12 protein-coding genes are annotated in these 16,149 nt (G+C 71.0%); 8 read left to right on the top strand and 4 right to left on the bottom strand.

Annotated features, from left to right (window positions below; translation table 11 throughout):
* The first annotated feature begins 1 nt into the window (after position 1).
* The 8 genes from OVA30_RS15075 (at position 2) to OVA30_RS15040 (ending at position 10,124) form a co-directional block, all read left to right on the top strand.
* On the top strand, positions 2-808 hold the full coding sequence (locus tag OVA30_RS15075; protein WP_268175940.1) for an inositol monophosphatase family protein: 807 nt from the start codon (positions 2-4) through the stop codon (positions 806-808).
* A gap of 124 nt (positions 809-932) precedes the next feature.
* Complete coding sequence (locus OVA30_RS15070) at positions 933-2,192, top strand: aromatic ring-hydroxylating oxygenase subunit alpha (protein WP_003605821.1); 1,260 nt, start codon at positions 933-935, stop codon at positions 2,190-2,192.
* Between the two features lie 3 nt (positions 2,193-2,195).
* Positions 2,196-3,323 (top strand): hybrid-cluster NAD(P)-dependent oxidoreductase, encoded by a 1,128-nt coding sequence (locus OVA30_RS15065; protein WP_268175939.1) that lies wholly within the window; start codon positions 2,196-2,198, stop codon positions 3,321-3,323.
* Between the two features lie 63 nt (positions 3,324-3,386).
* On the top strand, positions 3,387-5,429 hold the full coding sequence (locus OVA30_RS15060) for an NADH:flavin oxidoreductase (protein WP_268175938.1): 2,043 nt from the start codon (positions 3,387-3,389) through the stop codon (positions 5,427-5,429).
* A 262-nt stretch (positions 5,430-5,691) separates the two neighbouring features.
* A complete protein-coding gene (locus OVA30_RS15055; protein ID WP_268175937.1) occupies positions 5,692-7,593 on the top strand; it encodes a (Fe-S)-binding protein in 1,902 nt (633 codons plus the stop codon).
* Positions 7,590-8,810 carry an electron transfer flavoprotein subunit alpha/FixB family protein gene (locus OVA30_RS15050; protein ID WP_268175936.1) on the top strand — a complete coding sequence of 407 codons (1,221 nt, stop codon included), beginning with the start codon at positions 7,590-7,592 and terminating at the stop codon, positions 8,808-8,810. Before OVA30_RS15055 ends, OVA30_RS15050 begins: the two co-directional genes overlap by 4 nt.
* Entirely contained in the window at positions 8,807-9,601 is a 795-nt protein-coding gene (locus OVA30_RS15045) for an electron transfer flavoprotein subunit beta (RefSeq protein WP_268175935.1), read from the top strand. Before OVA30_RS15050 ends, OVA30_RS15045 begins: the two co-directional genes overlap by 4 nt.
* A gap of 13 nt (positions 9,602-9,614) precedes the next feature.
* On the top strand, positions 9,615-10,124 hold the full coding sequence (locus OVA30_RS15040; RefSeq protein WP_012254950.1) for a prolyl-tRNA synthetase associated domain-containing protein: 510 nt from the start codon (positions 9,615-9,617) through the stop codon (positions 10,122-10,124).
* A 298-nt stretch (positions 10,125-10,422) separates the two neighbouring features.
* Here the strand turns inward: OVA30_RS15040 and OVA30_RS15035 are convergent, their stop codons facing one another.
* The 4 genes from OVA30_RS15035 to OVA30_RS15020 form a co-directional block, all read right to left on the bottom strand.
* On the bottom strand, positions 10,423-10,644 hold the full coding sequence (locus OVA30_RS15035) for a DUF1127 domain-containing protein (RefSeq protein WP_003607061.1): 222 nt from the start codon (positions 10,642-10,644) through the stop codon (positions 10,423-10,425).
* Positions 10,645-11,073: 429 nt separating this feature from the next.
* Entirely contained in the window at positions 11,074-12,435 is a 1,362-nt protein-coding gene (locus tag OVA30_RS15030; RefSeq protein WP_268175934.1) for an L-serine ammonia-lyase, read from the bottom strand.
* Positions 12,436-12,577: 142 nt separating this feature from the next.
* The gene (locus tag OVA30_RS15025) at positions 12,578-13,168 is read right to left on the bottom strand and encodes a sarcosine oxidase subunit gamma (RefSeq protein ID WP_268175933.1); all 591 of its coding nucleotides are present in this window, start codon (positions 13,166-13,168) and stop codon (positions 12,578-12,580) included.
* Positions 13,161-16,148 (bottom strand): sarcosine oxidase subunit alpha family protein, encoded by a 2,988-nt coding sequence (locus tag OVA30_RS15020; RefSeq protein ID WP_268175932.1) that lies wholly within the window; start codon positions 16,146-16,148, stop codon positions 13,161-13,163. The genes OVA30_RS15025 and OVA30_RS15020 overlap by 8 nt, the downstream gene beginning before the upstream one ends.
* Position 16,149 lies beyond the last annotated feature (1 nt).

Raw genomic sequence — 16,149 nt, 5'->3', positions numbered from 1 at the left:
GATGGATCTGGCTTTGCCCGCGACCGACCCTCTCGCCCCGGAAACCATCCTCGCCTTTGCCGCCGAACTGGCCGAGGCCGCGCGCCCGATCGCGCTCGCCTATTTCCGCACCCCGCTCGACATCGTGACGAAGGCCGACGAAAGCCCGGTGACGTTGGCCGACCGCGCCATCGAGGTGCGCCTGCGCGGCCTGATCGAGGCGCGGTTTCCCGATCACGGCATCTTCGGCGAGGAGATGGGGGTGAAGCCCGGAGCCACGCCTGGCAGCGGCCCGGTCTGGGTGATCGACCCGATCGACGGCACCAAGAGCTTCGTCACCGGCCTGCCGCTGTTCGGCACCCTGGTCGCCTTCCTCGACGGCGGCGTACCGCTCGTCGGGCTGATCGACATGCCGGCTTTGGGCGAGCGCTGGACCGGCGTGCCGGGGCAGGCGCGGTTCGGGGCCGAGCCCGCCCGCACCAGCACCTGCCGGAGCCTGTCCGCGGCGCGCTTCTTCACCACCTCGCCCGAGGGCTTCGCCGGGGCGGACGAGGCGCGCTACCGCCGCCTCAGCGCAGCGACAGCCCTGCGCCGCTTCGGTGGCGACTGCTACGCCTACGGCCTGCTGGCCTCCGGCCATTGCGACCTGATCGCCGAGACCGGCCTGCAACCTTACGATTACATGGCCCTGGTGCCGGTGATCCGCGCGGCGGGCGGGGTCATCACCGACTGGGCCGGCGAAGACCTCACCCTCGCCTCCGACGGGCGGGTGCTCGCGGCGGCGACGCCGGACCTGCACGCCGAGGCGCTGGCGATCCTGCGGGCGTAGGGAGACCTGAAACCGCCGGCTTCCCCGCGTCGCGGTTTGCCAAGGGGATGTCGCTGAGGTGGAAGCGACGGGGCCCCCGCCGAACAATAATTCCCGACAGCCAGATACGGCTCGGGAGGTCCCCATGCTCGATGTGACGCCGACCCCGCTTCAGCGCCTGCTGCGCGAGCGTCGCCCCGGCTACACCCTCGCGGCCCCGTTCTACCTCAGCCCCGAGGTGTTCGAGGCCGACATGGAGATCATCTTCGGCCGCCACTGGATCTATGTCGGCGTCGAGCCCGACGTGCCGGAGGCCGGCGACGTCATGGTCGTCGAGATCGGCAAGACCTCGGTCGCGATCGTGCGCGACGACGACAACGCGATCCGCGCCTTCCACAATGTCTGCCGCCATCGCGGCGCCCGGCTCGTCCATGACGAGAAGTCCACGGTCGGCAACCTCGTCTGCCGCTACCATTCCTGGACCTACGACCTCACCGGCAACCTGATCCATGCCGAGCATATGGGTCCGGACTTCAAGAAGAGCTGCCACGGCCTCAAGCCCGTGCATATCCGCTCGCTCGCGGGCCTGCTGTTCATCTGCCTCGCCGACCAGCCCCCGGCCGATTTCGACGAGATGGCCGCAAAGCTCGGCCCCTATATCGAGCCGCACAACGTGCGCGACACCAAGGTCGCCTTCCAGAAGGACATCATCGAGCCCGGCAACTGGAAGCTGACGATGGAGAACAACCGCGAGTGCTACCATTGCGGGGCCAACCATCCCGAGCTGACCGTGCCGCTCTTCGCCTACGGCTTCGGCTTCGCGCCCGAGGAGATGGACGAGCACGACCGCGCCAATGCGGAGCGCTACGGCTGCCTGCTCAAGACCCGCCACGGCGAGTGGGAGGCGGAAGGTCTGCCGTCGAAGGAGATCGACGAGCTCGACACCATGATCACGGGCTTCCGCACCGAGCGGCTGCCGCTCGACGGTGAGGGCGAGTCCCACACCCTCGACACCAAGGCCGCCTGCAAGCGGCTGCTCGGCAACCTCACCAGCGCCAAGCTCGGCGGGCTCTCGGTCTGGACGCAGCCGAATTCCTGGCACCATTTCCTCGGCGACCACATCGTCACCTTCTCGGTGCTGCCGCTCGATGCCGAGCGCTCGCTGCTTCGCACCAAGTGGCTCGTGCACAAGGATGCGGTCGAGGGCGTCGATTACGATCTCGCCAACCTCACCGGCGTCTGGGAAGCCACGAACGATCAGGACAGCGAACTCGTCGGCATCTGCCAGCAGGGTGTGGCGAGCCCGGCCTACGAGCCCGGCCCCTACTCGCCGCATACCGAGATGCTCGTGGAGAAGTTCTGCAACTGGTATGTCGGCCGCATGGCCGCGCATCTGGGACGCTGAGCCATGGCCCCGGCCTCCTCCGAACCGGCCGCCCGGCGGCTGGCGGCCTCCGCGCCCTGGGATGCGGAGGCCGACGACGCATTGGTCTGCCTCGCGGTGCGCGACGAGACGCACGACGTGAAGACCTTCGTGCTGGCGCCGAAGGAGCCCCGGCTCTTCGCCTACGCGCCGGGCCAGTTCCTGACCTTCTCGTTCGAGATCGGCGGCGAGACCATCCACCGCTGCTACACAATCTCCTCGGCCCCGACCCGGCCGCACGCGGTCTCGTTCACGGTCAAGCGCGTGCCCGGCGGCCCGGTCTCGAACTGGCTGCACGACCATCTCAAGCCCGGCGACACCGTGCGCGCGCTCGGGCCGATGGGCGAGTTCTCCTGCTTCACCCACCCGGCCCCGAAATACCTGCTCCTGTCCGGCGGCAGCGGCGTCACGCCGATGATGTCGATGGCGCGCAGCTTCCACGATCTGGGCGAAGCCCGCGACGTCGCCTTCGTCCATTCCGCCCGCTCGCCCGCCGACATCGTGTTCCGGGGTGAACTGGAGACGATGGCCCGGCTCGATCCCACCTTCCGCTTCCATGCGGTCTGCGAGACCGATTCCCCCAACGAGACCTGGGCGGGTCCGAAGGGTCGGCTCTCCCTCGAAACCTTGCGCGATGCCGTGCCCGACTTCCTCGACCGGGAAATCTTCGTCTGCGGCCCCAAACCCTACATGGACGCGGTGCGGGCCATGCTGAGCCAAGCCGGCTTCGACATGGCCCGGCACCATCAGGAGAGCTTCGACTTCGGCGAGCTGCCGGAGGCCGAGCAGGAAGCAGCGGCGGAAGCCGAGAAGGCCCTCGACGCCGAGGCCGCGCCCGCGGGCGGCGTGCGCATCTTCCGGGTGGAGTTCGCCAAGACCCGCCGCGTGCTCGAATGCCCGGAGAACGAGACGGTGCTCGACGCCGCCCGCAAGGCCGGCATCCGCCTGCCCTCCTCCTGCGCCAAGGGCCTGTGCGGCACCTGCAAGTCGAAGCTCACCGCCGGCACCGTCGCCATGACCCATGCCGGCGGCATCCGTCAGCGCGAGATCGATGCCGGCATGGCGCTCTTATGCTGCTCGAAGCCCACTAGCGACCTCGTCATCGAGCGCTGAACGGGCGGGCTCGGCCTCGCCCGCGACCTCAAGCTTTTCCCCATCGCATTCGGGAGTCGTCCCGTGATCGCCAATGCCGACGCGCTCTTGAAGCCCCTCACCATCAAGGGCCTCACCATCCGCAACCGGGTGATGTCCACGAGCCACGCCCCCGGCTACGGCCGGGATGGCAAGCCGCAGGAGCGCTACCAGCTCTACCACGCCGAGAAGGCCAAGGGCGGCATCGGGCTCACCATGTTCGGCGGCTCGTCCTCGGTCGCCGTCGACAGCCCCGCCGCGCCCTGGAACCAGATCTCGGTCGCCGACGACTCGGTGATCCCATTCTTCCAGCAGTTCTCGGACCGGGTGCACGCGCATGGCGGCAAGCTGATGATTCAGCTCACCCATATGGGCCGGCGCACCAAGTGGGACACCGAGCACTGGCTCCCCACCGTCTCGCCCTCGCCCCGGCGCGAGCCCGCCTCCCGCACCATCCCGAAAGAGATGGAGGCGGAGGACATCGCCCGCATCGTGAAGAGCTTCGCTCAGGCCGCGCGCCGCTGCCGCGAGGGCGGGCTCGACGGCTGCGAGGTCTCGGCTGCCCACGGCCACCTGATCGACCAGTTCTGGTCGCCGTCGGTCAACCAGCGCACCGACCAATACGGCGGCAGCCTGGAGAACCGGATGCGCTTCGGCATCGAGGTGCTGGAGGCGATGCGCGCGGAAGCGGGCGACGACTACGTCATCGGCATCCGCATGTCCGGCGACGAGATGATCGCCGACGGCCTCAGCCAGGACGATTGCGTCGCCATCGCCTCCGAATATGCCAAGCGCGGCCTCGTGGACTTCCTCAACATCCTCGGCGGGCAAGCGCGCGACCACATCGCCCACGCGATCTCGCTGCCGAACATGTCCTTCCCCGTGGCGCCGTTCCTGTTCCTGCCGAGCGCGATCAAGCGCGAGGTCGACGTGCCGGTGTTCCACGCCCAGCGCGTCACCGATCTCGCCACCGCCGCCCGCGCGGTCGCGGAGGGCCATGTCGACATGGTGGCGATGACGCGCGCCCATATCGCCGACCCGCATCTCGTGAAGAAGCTCTCCGAGGGCCGGGCCGACGACATCCGCCAATGCGTCGGCGCGGGCTACTGTATCGACCGGATCTATGTCGGCGGCGACGCGCTCTGCATCCAGAACGCCGCCACCGGCCGCGAGGCGACGATGCCGCACGAGATCCGCAAGGCGGATGTCCGCCGCCGGGTCGTCGTGATCGGCGCCGGCCCCGGCGGGCTGGAGGCGGCCCGCGTCTGCGCCGAGCGCGGCCACGCGGTGGTGCTGTTCGAGAAGAATGCGGTTGCCGGCGGCCAGATCGGCATCGCGGCACGCGCCGGCTGGCGCGAGGCGATGTCGGGCATCACCCGCTGGCTGGTGGCGCAGGTGACCAAGCTCGGCGTCGATCTGCGCCTCAACACCGAGGCGACCGAGGCGGCGGTGCTCGCCGAGAAGCCCGACGTGGTGATCGTCGCGACCGGCGGCACGCCCTTCCGCGGCCACGCCAAGGGCGCGGAGCAATACGCGGTCACCACCGCCGAGGTGCTGGCCGGCGCGGTCGAGCCCACCGGCTCGGTCCTGCTCTACGACGAGATGGGCCAGCACAACGCCGCGTCGGTGGCCGAGCAATTGGCCAAGCGCGGCTGTCTCGTCGAGATCGCCACCCACGACCGCATGGTCGCGGAGGAGGTCGGCACCACCAACCAGCCGATCCACCTGCGCGAACTCTACAAGCTCGGCGTGGTGATGAGCCCGAACCTGGAGCTGATCGAGATCTATCCGGAGGGCAACCGCTTCGTCGCGGCGTTGCGCAACACCATGACCGACGCCGAGGAGGAGCGCCTCGTCGATCGCATCATCGTCGATCACGGCACGCTGCCGGTCGATGCGCTCTACCACGGCTTGAAGGAGGCCTCGGTCAACCGGGGTCAGACCGACCCGGACGCGCTGATCCGCGGCGAGCCGCAGCCCTACGACCTGTCGAAGGGCTACGCGCTCTACCGCATCGGCGACGCGGTGGCCGGCCGCAACATCCACGCGGCGATCTACGACGCCCTGCGGCTGTGCAAGGATCTCTGATTGGGTTCCCCCTCTCCCCGCACGCGGGGAGAGGCCCGCAGGCACCCTGTCGTGCCTGCGGGAGGCGGAGGCGAAGCCGGAGCGAGGGTGAGGGGGCGATGCCGGAAGTGGCTCCCTCTGAACCGCCCCCTCACCCTCGGCTGCCGCCTCGTCGCGCCGACGACAGGGTCGTCGCGACCCTCTCCCCGCGTGCGGGGAGAGGAGATGCACGGTCCTCGTAAGCCCCGTCCGGAACTGTCGCCCAGCCCGTAGGCCCACCGTCATGACCAGCTTCGTGCCCCTGACCACGGTGTTTCCCGGCCTCGTCTGGCTGATGGCGGCGCTCGCCCTCGTCCAGGGCTTGCGCCGTGCCGCCCTCTGGCGCGTCGGTGCCGCCGCGCCCGTGGCGTGGCTCGACGGGCTCGCCAAGCTGCCCCGGCGCTACCTCGTCGATGTCCACCACGTCGTGGCGCGCGACGCCTACGCTTCGCGCATGCACGCGGTCGTGGCTGGCGGCCTGATCGCGGCCTCGATCCTCACCGCGCTGGCGATCCTGCCGCCGCTGGCCGATTTCCGGCCCTACTGGTTCCTCGTGGCGCTCGCCTTCGGCGTGACCGCGATCGGCTCGCTGCTCGTCGGCGCCCGGCGCTACCCGGCCAAGCCGAAGCGCCTCTCTGCCGGCCGCTTCCAGATCCTGCCGTTCCTCCTCGTCGCCTACGCCGTCGGCGGCACGATCACCGCCCTCATCCTCGCGCTCGGCGGCGGCGGTGGCCTGTTCGGCTCCGTCGCGCTCGCGCTCGCGGCGGCCGGCGGGCTCGGCCTCGCCTTCGAGGTGCGCCACGGCCCGATGCGCCACGCGGCGGCCGGCGCGCTTCACCTCGTCGCCCATCCCCGACCCGGCCGGTTTGAGGGCCGGCCCGACACCGCGCTCCAGCCGCTCGACCTCGACGCGCCCCGGCTCGGCTCGGAGATGCCGGCCGACTTCACCTGGAACCGGCTGCTGTCCTACGACGCCTGCGTGAGCTGCGGGCGCTGCGAGACCGCCTGCCCGGCCTTCGCCGCCGGCCAGCCGCTGAACCCCAAAAAACTCATTCAGGATCTCGTCGCCGGCCTCTCGCCGGCCGAGCCCGCCTATGCCGGCAACCCCTATCCCGGCGGCCGGGCGGCGGAGGGCGAGCGCGGGGCTTTGGCCCGGCTGATCGGGCCGGATGCGCGCATCCATCCCGACACTTTGTGGTCCTGCACCACCTGCCGCGCCTGCGTCGAGGAATGCCCGATGATGATCGAGCATGTCGATGCCGTGGTCTCCCTGCGCCGGCACGAGACGCTGGAGCGCGGAGCGCTGCCCGAGAAGGCCGTCGTCCCAGTGACGGAGCTGCGCCAGTCCGGCGATCCCGGCGGGCGCCCGCTGGCCTCGCGCACCGATTTTGCCGCCGGGCTCGACCTGCCGCGGATCGCAGAGCGCGAGCCGGTCGATGTCCTGCTCTGGCTCGGCGAGGGCGCCTACGACCTGCGCTACGGCCGCTCTTTGCGGGCGCTGATCCGGCTCCTGCGCGAGGCGCAAGTCGATTTCGCGGTGCTGGGTGCGGAGGAGCGCGACACCGGCGACCTCGCCCGCCGGCTCGGCGACGAGGCGACCTTCCAGGCGCTGGCGCGGGAGAACATCGCGACGCTGGCGAAGTACCGCTTCAAGCGGATCGTCACCGCCGACCCACACGCGCTGCATGCCCTGCGCAACGAGTACCCGGCCTTCGGTGGCCACTACACCGTGACCCACCACACCGCCCTCCTGCTGGAGCTGATCCGGGCGGGCAAGCTCAATCCGGGCCGTCTGCCGGACCTCTCGGTGACCTATCACGACCCCTGCTACCTCGCCCGCTACAACGGGGAGACCGAGGCGCCCCGCGCGGTGCTCGACGCGATCGGCGTCACCCGCCGCGAGATGACCCGGTCCGGGCGCCGGGCGATGTGCTGCGGCGGTGGCGGCGGCGCGCCGGTGAGCGACGTGCCGGGCGAGCGGCGTATCCCCGACATCCGCATGGCCCAGGCGGCCGAGACCGGCGCCGGGATCGTCGCCGTCGCCTGCCCCTCCTGCACGGCGATGCTGGAGGGCGTGACCGACCGTAAGGCGGAGATCCGCGACGTGGCCGAACTCCTGCTCCAGGCGGTGGAGGCGGGCCGATGAGCCGCCCGCGCCGAGACCCACGGGCCGAGCGGGCGGCTTCCCTCGTCGCCGGCGAGGGCCCCCGCCCGCGCTACGACCGCACCCGTCGGGTGACCGGCTCCGGCCGGCCCCGCCGCGACCCGCGGGCCGAGCGCGCGGCGCAGCGCATCGGGGGGCTCGCGCGGGCGCGCTACGATCTCAGCCAGATCGGCCGCCCTGTCGGCGAGGCCGTCACCGCTACACCCCGGACCGCGCCCGTGGCCGAGGCGCCGAAGACGATCATCGTCGAGACCCCCGCCTTCCTCGTCGCGGTGGTGCCGGACGCCCCCGGCGGGCGCCTCTCGAGCCATGACCGGCAGGTGATCGGTGCGGCGCGCGCGCTCGCCGGGCGCGAGGGCGCCGTCGCGGTCATCGTGGAGGGGGAGTGCGAGGGGCTGGGTGCGGCCGGTGCCGACCGGATGCTCCGGCTCGAGCGCGCGGAGGGCTACGACCCGGCAGGCCGGGCCGCCCGCATCGAGGCCGCGCTCGCAGGCGTCGGGGCACGTCACGTCCTGTTCCCGGAATCGCTCGATGGCGGCGATCTCGCCCGCCGCGTCGCGGTGGGCCTGAACGAGCCGCTGTTCACCAATGCCGAGGTGGTGGCCGCCAAGGGGCTCGTCCGTCCGGCCCGGGGCCGCCGGGTCGAGCAGAGCCTCGCCCCGCCCCGCCTCGCCACCGTGGCACCGGACGCGGTCGCCGACTATGCCGGCCCGCCGCGGGAGGCCCGCGCCCTGCCCTTCGAAGGGGCTGCGCTGGAAACCCCGCAACACATCGTCTCGGTGACACGCATCCCGGCCGATCCCGCGACCGTGCCGCTCTCGCTCGCCGAGTTCGTGGTGTCGGCCGGCAACGGTCTCTCCGATCTCGACACCTTCCGGCAGGTAGTGGCGGCGCTTCACGCGACACCCGGCGCCAGCCGCGTGCTGTGCGATTCCGGGCTGATGCCGCGCCATACCCAGGTCGGCGCCTCGGGCACGGTGCTCGCGGCGACCTGCTACTTCGCGCTCGGCATCTCCGGGGCGCCGCAGCATCTCCAGGGTGTCGCCGGCTGCGAGCACGTAGTGGCGGTCAACACAGATCTCCACGCGGCGATGATCGAGCGGGCGGGCCTCGCCGTGGTGCTGGATGCCCAGGCCGTGATGCCGGCCCTGCTGCGGCTGCTGGCGGAAGAGGCCGCCGGGTCGGGGACGGCGTCATGAGAATCGCGGTCCTTCTCTCCGCCGGGCTGCATCCGGTCTCCGGGGCGCCCGTGCTGCCGCGGGTCGAGGCGCAGGCGATCCGGATGGCCGCCGGGCTCGGCTCGGGGTCCGAGACCCTGGGCCTGCATGCCGGGCCGGATGCCGCCGCCATCGCCGAGGCGCTGGGCCAGGGCTTGCCCCGCATCGAGCACATCAGGATCGCGGCCGGCGACGACCCGGTGCCCGCGCTCGCCGCGCGGCTCGCCGAACTTGCCCCCGACTTGATCCTGGCCGGACGGCGCAGCCAGGGCGGCGACGAGAGCGGCCTCGTGCCCTACGCCCTGGCCCGCGCCCTCTCAATTCCCCTCGTATCCGACGTGGTCGCGGCGGCGCTCGACGCGGAGGGCGCCCTGCGCCTCGATCAGAGCCTCGGGCGGGGCGCCCTGCGCCGGGTGGAGGTGCGGGGACCGGTCGTCGTCACCTGCCATCCGGACGCCCCCGCCCCCCTCGCCTACGCCTATGGCCGGGCCCGCCGCGGGCGCGTCGAGGCGCTGGCCGTCGCGCCGGCATCACTTCCAGCTCTCGCCTTGGCGGTGGAGGAGCGGCCCTATCACCGCCGGCCCAAGATCGTGAAGGGCGCGCCCGCGGGCGGCTCGGCGGCGGAGCGGCTGAAGGCGGCCACCGGCGAGGGTGGCTCGGCCGCGAGCGGCCGGCTCCTGGTCGAGCCCGATCCCGAGGACGCCGCCCGCGAGATCTTGGCCTATCTCCGGCAGATCGGCGTGCTCGCCCCGCCGGCGGAACCGAAGACCTGAGGAAAGCGAAACGATGCCCCTGAGCCCGGACGACCTGCTGACGCGGCTGCGCGAGCGCGGAATCGCCTACAAGCTCTACGAGCACGAAGCCGTGCTCACCGTCGAGGCGATGATGGCGATCTGCGGCGACATCGCCGGCGCCCACACCAAGAACCTGTTCCTGCGCGACGGGAAGAAGACCTACTTCCTCGTCACGCTCCAGCATGACGCGCAGGTCGATCTGAAGGCGTTCCGCGCCGTGCTCGGCGCCCGCGGCGGCTTGTCCTTCGCGAGCCCCGATGCCTTGCGCGAACAGCTCGGGGTCGAGAGCGGGGCCGTGTCGCCACTGGCGGCGCTCAACGCCGCGCCGGGCAGCGTGCGGGTGTTCCTTCAGGACAGCCTGCTGGCGGAGACGCGGGTCAACATCCACCCGCTCGTCAGCACGCGCACCCTCTCGCTCGTCCCGGCCGATCTCGTGGAGGTTCTGCGGGCCGAGGGGCACGAGCCCACGGCGGTCGCCCTGCCGGAGAGCGCGGCGGCCTGAAGATCCTCAGAGCCTGTTCGATGTGCGATGGCAGCACCGCAGGCCGTGTTCTCTTCCCATCCGCGACCTCATCCTGAGGTGCCGGAGCAAAGCGGAGGCCTCGAAGGAGGGCTCCAGAGAGCACCGCGATCCCTGGAGCCCTCCTTCGAGGCTCGCTGACGCGAGCACCTCAGGATGAGGGCGCGGGTGGGATCGCGTAAAAGTGCCTCACACAATGCCCGGCGGATTGTCCCCGCTCCGGCGCTGACGGAGCGGCGGGCATCGTGAGAGCATTCGATCGGTCACGTCAAACCGGCCCTCAGGCGCGCTGGATGGCCATCGGGAAGGCGAAGGACAGGAACAGCGTCTCGCTGGCCTTCGCCTCGACCGGGGCCGGCTCGATGCGGGAGCGCAGACCCGGCAACGCGGCCCGGCTCAGCCCGATATCGGCCAGAGCCGCATCGCTGAGGTCCATCAGAGCCTCTTCATCCGCCCGAGCGCGGAGCCGGGCGCGAACACTTTCGAAAACCTTGCCGAACATGAGATGAGCCTCGATCGCGCCGTCGTTGATCAAGACGAGGACGGCCTGCGTCTGAACTCATATGATCCTTCCTCTGTCCTCGGAGGAGCGCGGAAGCTTGGGAGCAGACTTGCTCCATGCGCATGCATTGAGCAGGAAGGCCCAAAATTTAGCGAATTGCTCACCTGTTTTGCATGAAGCCGCCGGTCCGGCCGAGCGTTGCCGGCGGCGCGCCGCCCTGCCGGAGAGCGGAATCGACGCAAAAAACCCCTCCTCCGGGGCCGGAAGAGGGGTTGCGGGATCAGCCGGTGCCGGTGTGATCGGGAAAGGGCCGACACGGGTCCGATCGGCGCTTCGTGCAGCGGAGGGGCGCCGCGCGCCCCGCTGCAGCGTGCTGTACGGCACGCCCCAACGCCGGTCGTTCTCACCCGCGACGGTGGGCGCGGGACCTCAGCAGGCGGCGACGTTGACGGCGAGCCCTCCGAGCGAGGTTTCCTTGTACTTGGCCTGCATGTCGTGGCCGGTCTGGCGCATGGTCTCGATCACCTCATCGAGGCTCACCCGATGCTGGCCGTCGCCGCGCAGCGACAGCGAGGCCGCTACCACCGCCTTGTTGGCGCCGAAGGCGTTGCGCTCGATGCAGGGCACTTGCACGAGGCCGGCGATCGGATCGCAGGTCATGCCGAGATGGTGCTCCATGGCGATCTCGGCGGCGTTCTCGATCTGGAAGGCCGAGCCGCCGAGCGCGGCGGTCAGCCCCGCCGCCGCCATCGCCGCGGCCGAGCCGACCTCGCCCTGGCAGCCGACCTCCGCGCCCGAGATCGAGGCGCGGGCCTTGATCAGCCCGCCGATGGCGGCGGCGGTGAGCAGGAACTCGCGCCCGCGCTCGTCGCTCCAATCGGGGCAGAAATCGCGGGTGTAGCGCAGCACCGCCGGGACGATGCCGGCCGCGCCGTTGGTCGGCGCCGTCACCACCCGGCCGCCCGAGGCGTTCTCTTCGTTGACGGCCAGTGCGTAGAGGCTGATCCAATCCATGATCTCGTGGGCCGGGCGGCTGTTGGCGAGCTTCGTCGCCTCCAGCGACTCGTAGAGCCGCTTGGCGCGCCGCCGTACCCGCAGGCCGCCGGGCAACTCGCCGTCCATGCGCAGGCCGCGCTCGATGCAGGCGAACATCGCATCGCGGATCGCGTCGAGGCCGGCATCGATCTCGTCGCGCGGGCGCAGGGTCAGCTCGTTGGCGAGCTGGATCTGCGGGATCGTCAGCCCGGTGCGCAGGGTCAGGTCGAGGAGTTCGCGCCCGCTGCCGAAGGCGAGCGGGGGCGGCACGCACTCCGCATGGCCCGCCGCAGCGGCTTCTGCCTCGGCGGCGGTGACGACGAAGCCGCCGCCGACCGAGTAGAAGATCTGGTCCTCGATCAGCGCATCCCGGGCATCGTAGGCGCGAAAGCGCATGCCGTTGGTGTGCAGCGGCAGGATGTCCTTGAAGTTGAAGACGAGGTCGCGCTCGGGCTCGAAATGGACGCCGGGAATGCCGAGATCGCCGGTCCGGCGCAGTTCGTCGGCGAGCGGCGCGGTCCGATCCGGGTCGATGGTGGAGGGCGCGTGGCCCATGAGCCCGAGCAGGATCGCCACGTCGGTGCCGTGGCCGCGCCCGGTCCAGGCGAGCGAGCCGTAGATCTCGGCGCTGACGCGGGCGACGCGAGCGCGGGCGAGCACGGTCTCGCGGAACCGGCGCCCGGCGATCATCGGCCCGACGGTGTGGGAGCTCGACGGACCGATCCCGATCTTGAACAGATCGAAGGTGCTGATCATCGGGTCCGTTGCTCTCTCAAAAGGCGGCTCTTCCCGACATGGATGCAAGTTCGGGGGAGATGCGCGTCATGGCAGGGTGCCGGGGCCGCGCGGGAGCCATAGGGACGAGATGGGCTCGCCGCCAACGTGTATCAATCCTGCATCAATGCGCGGCGGACCCTTCGACCCCGAAGACGGCCTCATTGAGGAAGCCGTGGACGTAGGTCGAGAACGAGCGCCAGCACTCGACGCGGTAGAGCGGTGCGGCGGTGGCGCGGATCAGCACGATCTCGGACTTGCCGAGCAGGGTGCGGGTGGCGCTGCCCGGCGGGAAGGCGGTCTCGGACAGGTCGAGCGGGCAGCCGGCATTGAGCACCGCCGCGGCCTGCCGGCCCGACACGTCGATGCCGACATTGCGGTGCGAGACGTCGACCAGGGAGTGGGGCAGCCCGGCGAGCGCCTCGTGGATGCGGCCTTGGAGCAGGTCGGCATCGGCCTCGGGGCCGCCGACGAGCCACTCGTCGGGCCCGAGCCGGGCGATCCAGACCTCGCCGTCGGTGCCGACCGTGTTGATCGGCGCATCGAGCGCGAGCCCGGCGAGCTTCGGTGCGGTGCCGGCGGCGAGCCGCGCCCGCAGGGAGAAGCGCGCCTCGGCGCCCGCGGGCCGGACCGAGACGCCCGAACCGGCGGGGGCCGAGCGGGACAGGGCGCCGAGCGGCAGGGCGCGGGCGGCGCGGTAGCGGGTCTCAAGCATGGATGCGCTCCCCCTGGACGTCGAAGAAGACCGGTTCGCAGACGGTGACGCGGGTGAACCCGTCCGGCGTGGTGACGAAGAGATGGCCGTTCATCCGCTCGCGTCCGCCCTCGACCAGGGCCAGCGCGATGGAGCGGCCGCAATTGGCGCTCCAGTAGCTCGACGTGACGTGGCCGAGCATGCGCATCGGGATCGGCTGATGGGTATCGGTGACGATCTGCGCGCCCTCGTCGAGGACGAGTTTGGGATCGTCGGTCATGAGGCCGACGAGCTGCTTGCGGCCGGTGGCGACGACGTCGGGGCGCGCCAGCGAGCGCTTGCCGACGAAGTCTCCCTTGGCCTTCGGGATCATGCCGGCCATGCCGACATCGTCCGGCGTCACCGTGCCGTCGGTCTCCTGGCCGACGATGATGTAGCCCTTCTCGGCGCGCAGCACGTGCATCGTCTCGGTGCCGTAGGGCGTGATGCCGTGGGCCCGGCCCGCCTCGAACACCGCTTCCCAGACCGCGCGGGCGTGGTCGGCGGGCACGTTGATCTCGAAGCCGAGTTCACCGGTGAACGACACCCGGAACAGCCGGGTCGGCACGCCGCAGATCGTGCCTGAGCGCATCGCCATATGCGGGAAGGCGTCCGGCGACAGATCGATGCCGTCGACCAGCGGCGCGATCACGGCGCGGGCCTTCGGGCCCTGGAGCGCGATCACCGCCCATTGCTCGGTGGTCGAGGTCAGGAACACTTCGAGCTCCGGCCACTCGGTCTGAAGGTAGTCCTCCATGTGGCCGAGCACCCGCGCGGCGCCGCCGGTGGTGGTGGTGACGTGGAAGCAGGTGTCCGAGACGCGGGCGACGACGCCGTCGTCGAGGATGTAGCCGTCCTCCTTCAGCATCAGCCCGTAGCGGCAGCGGCCCGGCGCGAGCTTGGTCCAGGGGTTGATGTAGAGGCGGTTCATGAACTCGGCCGCATCCCGGCCGACGATCTCGATCTTGCCGAGCGTCGAGGCGTCGAAGATGCCGACGCCCTCGCGCACCGCCTTGCACTCGCGGGCGACCGCGGCGTGCAGGTCCTCGCCGTCCTTCGGGAAGTACCAGGCGCGCCGCCACAGGGCGACGTTCTCGAACAGGGCGCCGTGGGCCTCGGCCCATTCGTGGATCGGCGTGGTGCGGATCGGATCGAACAGGGCGTGGCGGGCGGGGCCCACCAGCGCACCGAAGGTCACCGGGGTATAGGGCGGCCGGAAGGTCGTGGTGCCGACGGCGGGCAGCGCCTTGTCGAGCTGCCCGGCGACGATGCCGAGCGCGTTCATGTTCGAGGTCTTGCCCTGATCGGTCGCCATCCCGGTCGTGGTGTAGCGCTTGACGTGCTCGATCGACTGGAAGCCCTCGCGCACCGCGAGTTTGATGTCCTTGGCGGTGACGTCGTTCTGGTAATCGACGAAGGCGCGGACCTTGGTCGGGTTCGCGTCGGTGGGCATGATCCGCACCGGCTGGAAGCCGGTCAGCGTCTCCGTCGCCCTGAAGTCCTGCCGTGCGTCGGAACCCGCCGCGGCGGCACCGGCGGCGAAGCCCTCCGCGAGGCAGGCGGCGAGGTCGTAGGTGCCGCGGGCCGCGCCCGCCGAGCGCTCTTCTTGCGCCGAGCGGCTCGGCACGAAGGCATCGATGCCCTCGTCGTAGGCGAGCTTGCCGCGGGACTGCGAGAACAGGTGGACGGCGGGCGTCCAGCCGCCGGACATGCCGACGCAGTCGCAAGGGAGAATGCGACGGCCGCCGCACCGGCCGTCGCTCCCGACAGGCGCCACGATGAGACCCGTGACGCGCTTCCGGCCCTTCGATCCGACCACGGTGTGGCCGGTCAACACGTCGACTCCAGCGCTGCGTAGGCGGGCCAACTCCGGTCCGCAATCCGCTTCCAGGCGCAGATCGACGAGGGTGACGTCGAGGCCAGCGGAGCGCGCATCGAGCGCGGCTTGGTAGGCGGAGGCGCCGCTCGTGGCGAAGACGAGCTTGCGGCCCGGCGCCACGCCGTAACGGTTGAGGAAGACCCGCACGCTTTCGGCGAGCAGGATGCCCGGCCGGTCGTTGTCGGCGAAGACGAGGGGGCGCTCATGGGAGCCGCCGGCGAGCACGACCTGCTCCGCCCGCACCTGCCACAGGCGCTCGCGGGGCGCTTGGCCTGCGGCGGAGGAGAGGTGGTCGGTGACGCGCTCGGTCATCGCCACGTGGTTGTGGTTGTAATAGCCGAAGGCGGTGGTCCGGGGCAGCAGGATGACGTTCTCGCGGGCATCGAGCTCGGCCAGCGTCTCGGCAAGCCAGTCCGCCGCCGTGCGTCCGTCGATCTGCGAGGTCGTGTCGTGCAGGAGGGTGCCGCCGGGCTCCGCGCCCTCGTCGGCCAGGATCACCCGCTTGCCGGTGCGCGCCGCGGCGAGCGCGGCAGCAAGCCCCGCCGGGCCGGCGCCGACGATCAGCACGTCGCAATGAGCGTGGCGGTTGGCGTAGCGGTCGGGATCGGCCACCGTCGGCGCCTTGCCGAGACCGGCGGCGGCGCGGATGAACGGCTCATAGACCCGGTCCCAGAACTTCCGGGGCCACATGAAGGTCTTGTAGTAGAAGCCCGCCACGAAGACCGGCGACAGGAGGTCGTTGACGGCGCCGACATCGAATTCGAGCGACGGCCAATGGTTCTGCGAGGTCGTGCGCAGGCCTGAGCGGGCCTCGACCACGGAGGCACGGTTGTTCGGGTCGATCCGGCCGGGCCCGCGATCGACCGAGAGCAGCGCGCTCGGCTCGTCGGGGCCGTGGCTCAGGATGCCGCGGGGGCGGTGGTACTTGAACGAGCGTCCGACGAGGTGGATGCCGTTGGCCAGCAGCGCCGAGGCGACGGTGTCGCCAGCAAATCCGTGGACCGGCTTTCCGTTGAATTCGAAGACGATGGGGCGGGTGCGGTCGATGCGTCCGCCGCGGGACAATCTGAACGGCTGTGCCATC

Source organism: Methylorubrum sp. SL192 (assembly GCF_026672325.1).
In the GTDB taxonomy this organism is placed as follows: Bacteria; Pseudomonadota; Alphaproteobacteria; order Rhizobiales; family Beijerinckiaceae; genus Methylobacterium; species Methylobacterium extorquens.
The sequence above is the reverse complement of the archived record's forward strand: the minus strand, read 5'-3'. Positions and strand labels throughout refer to the sequence as shown.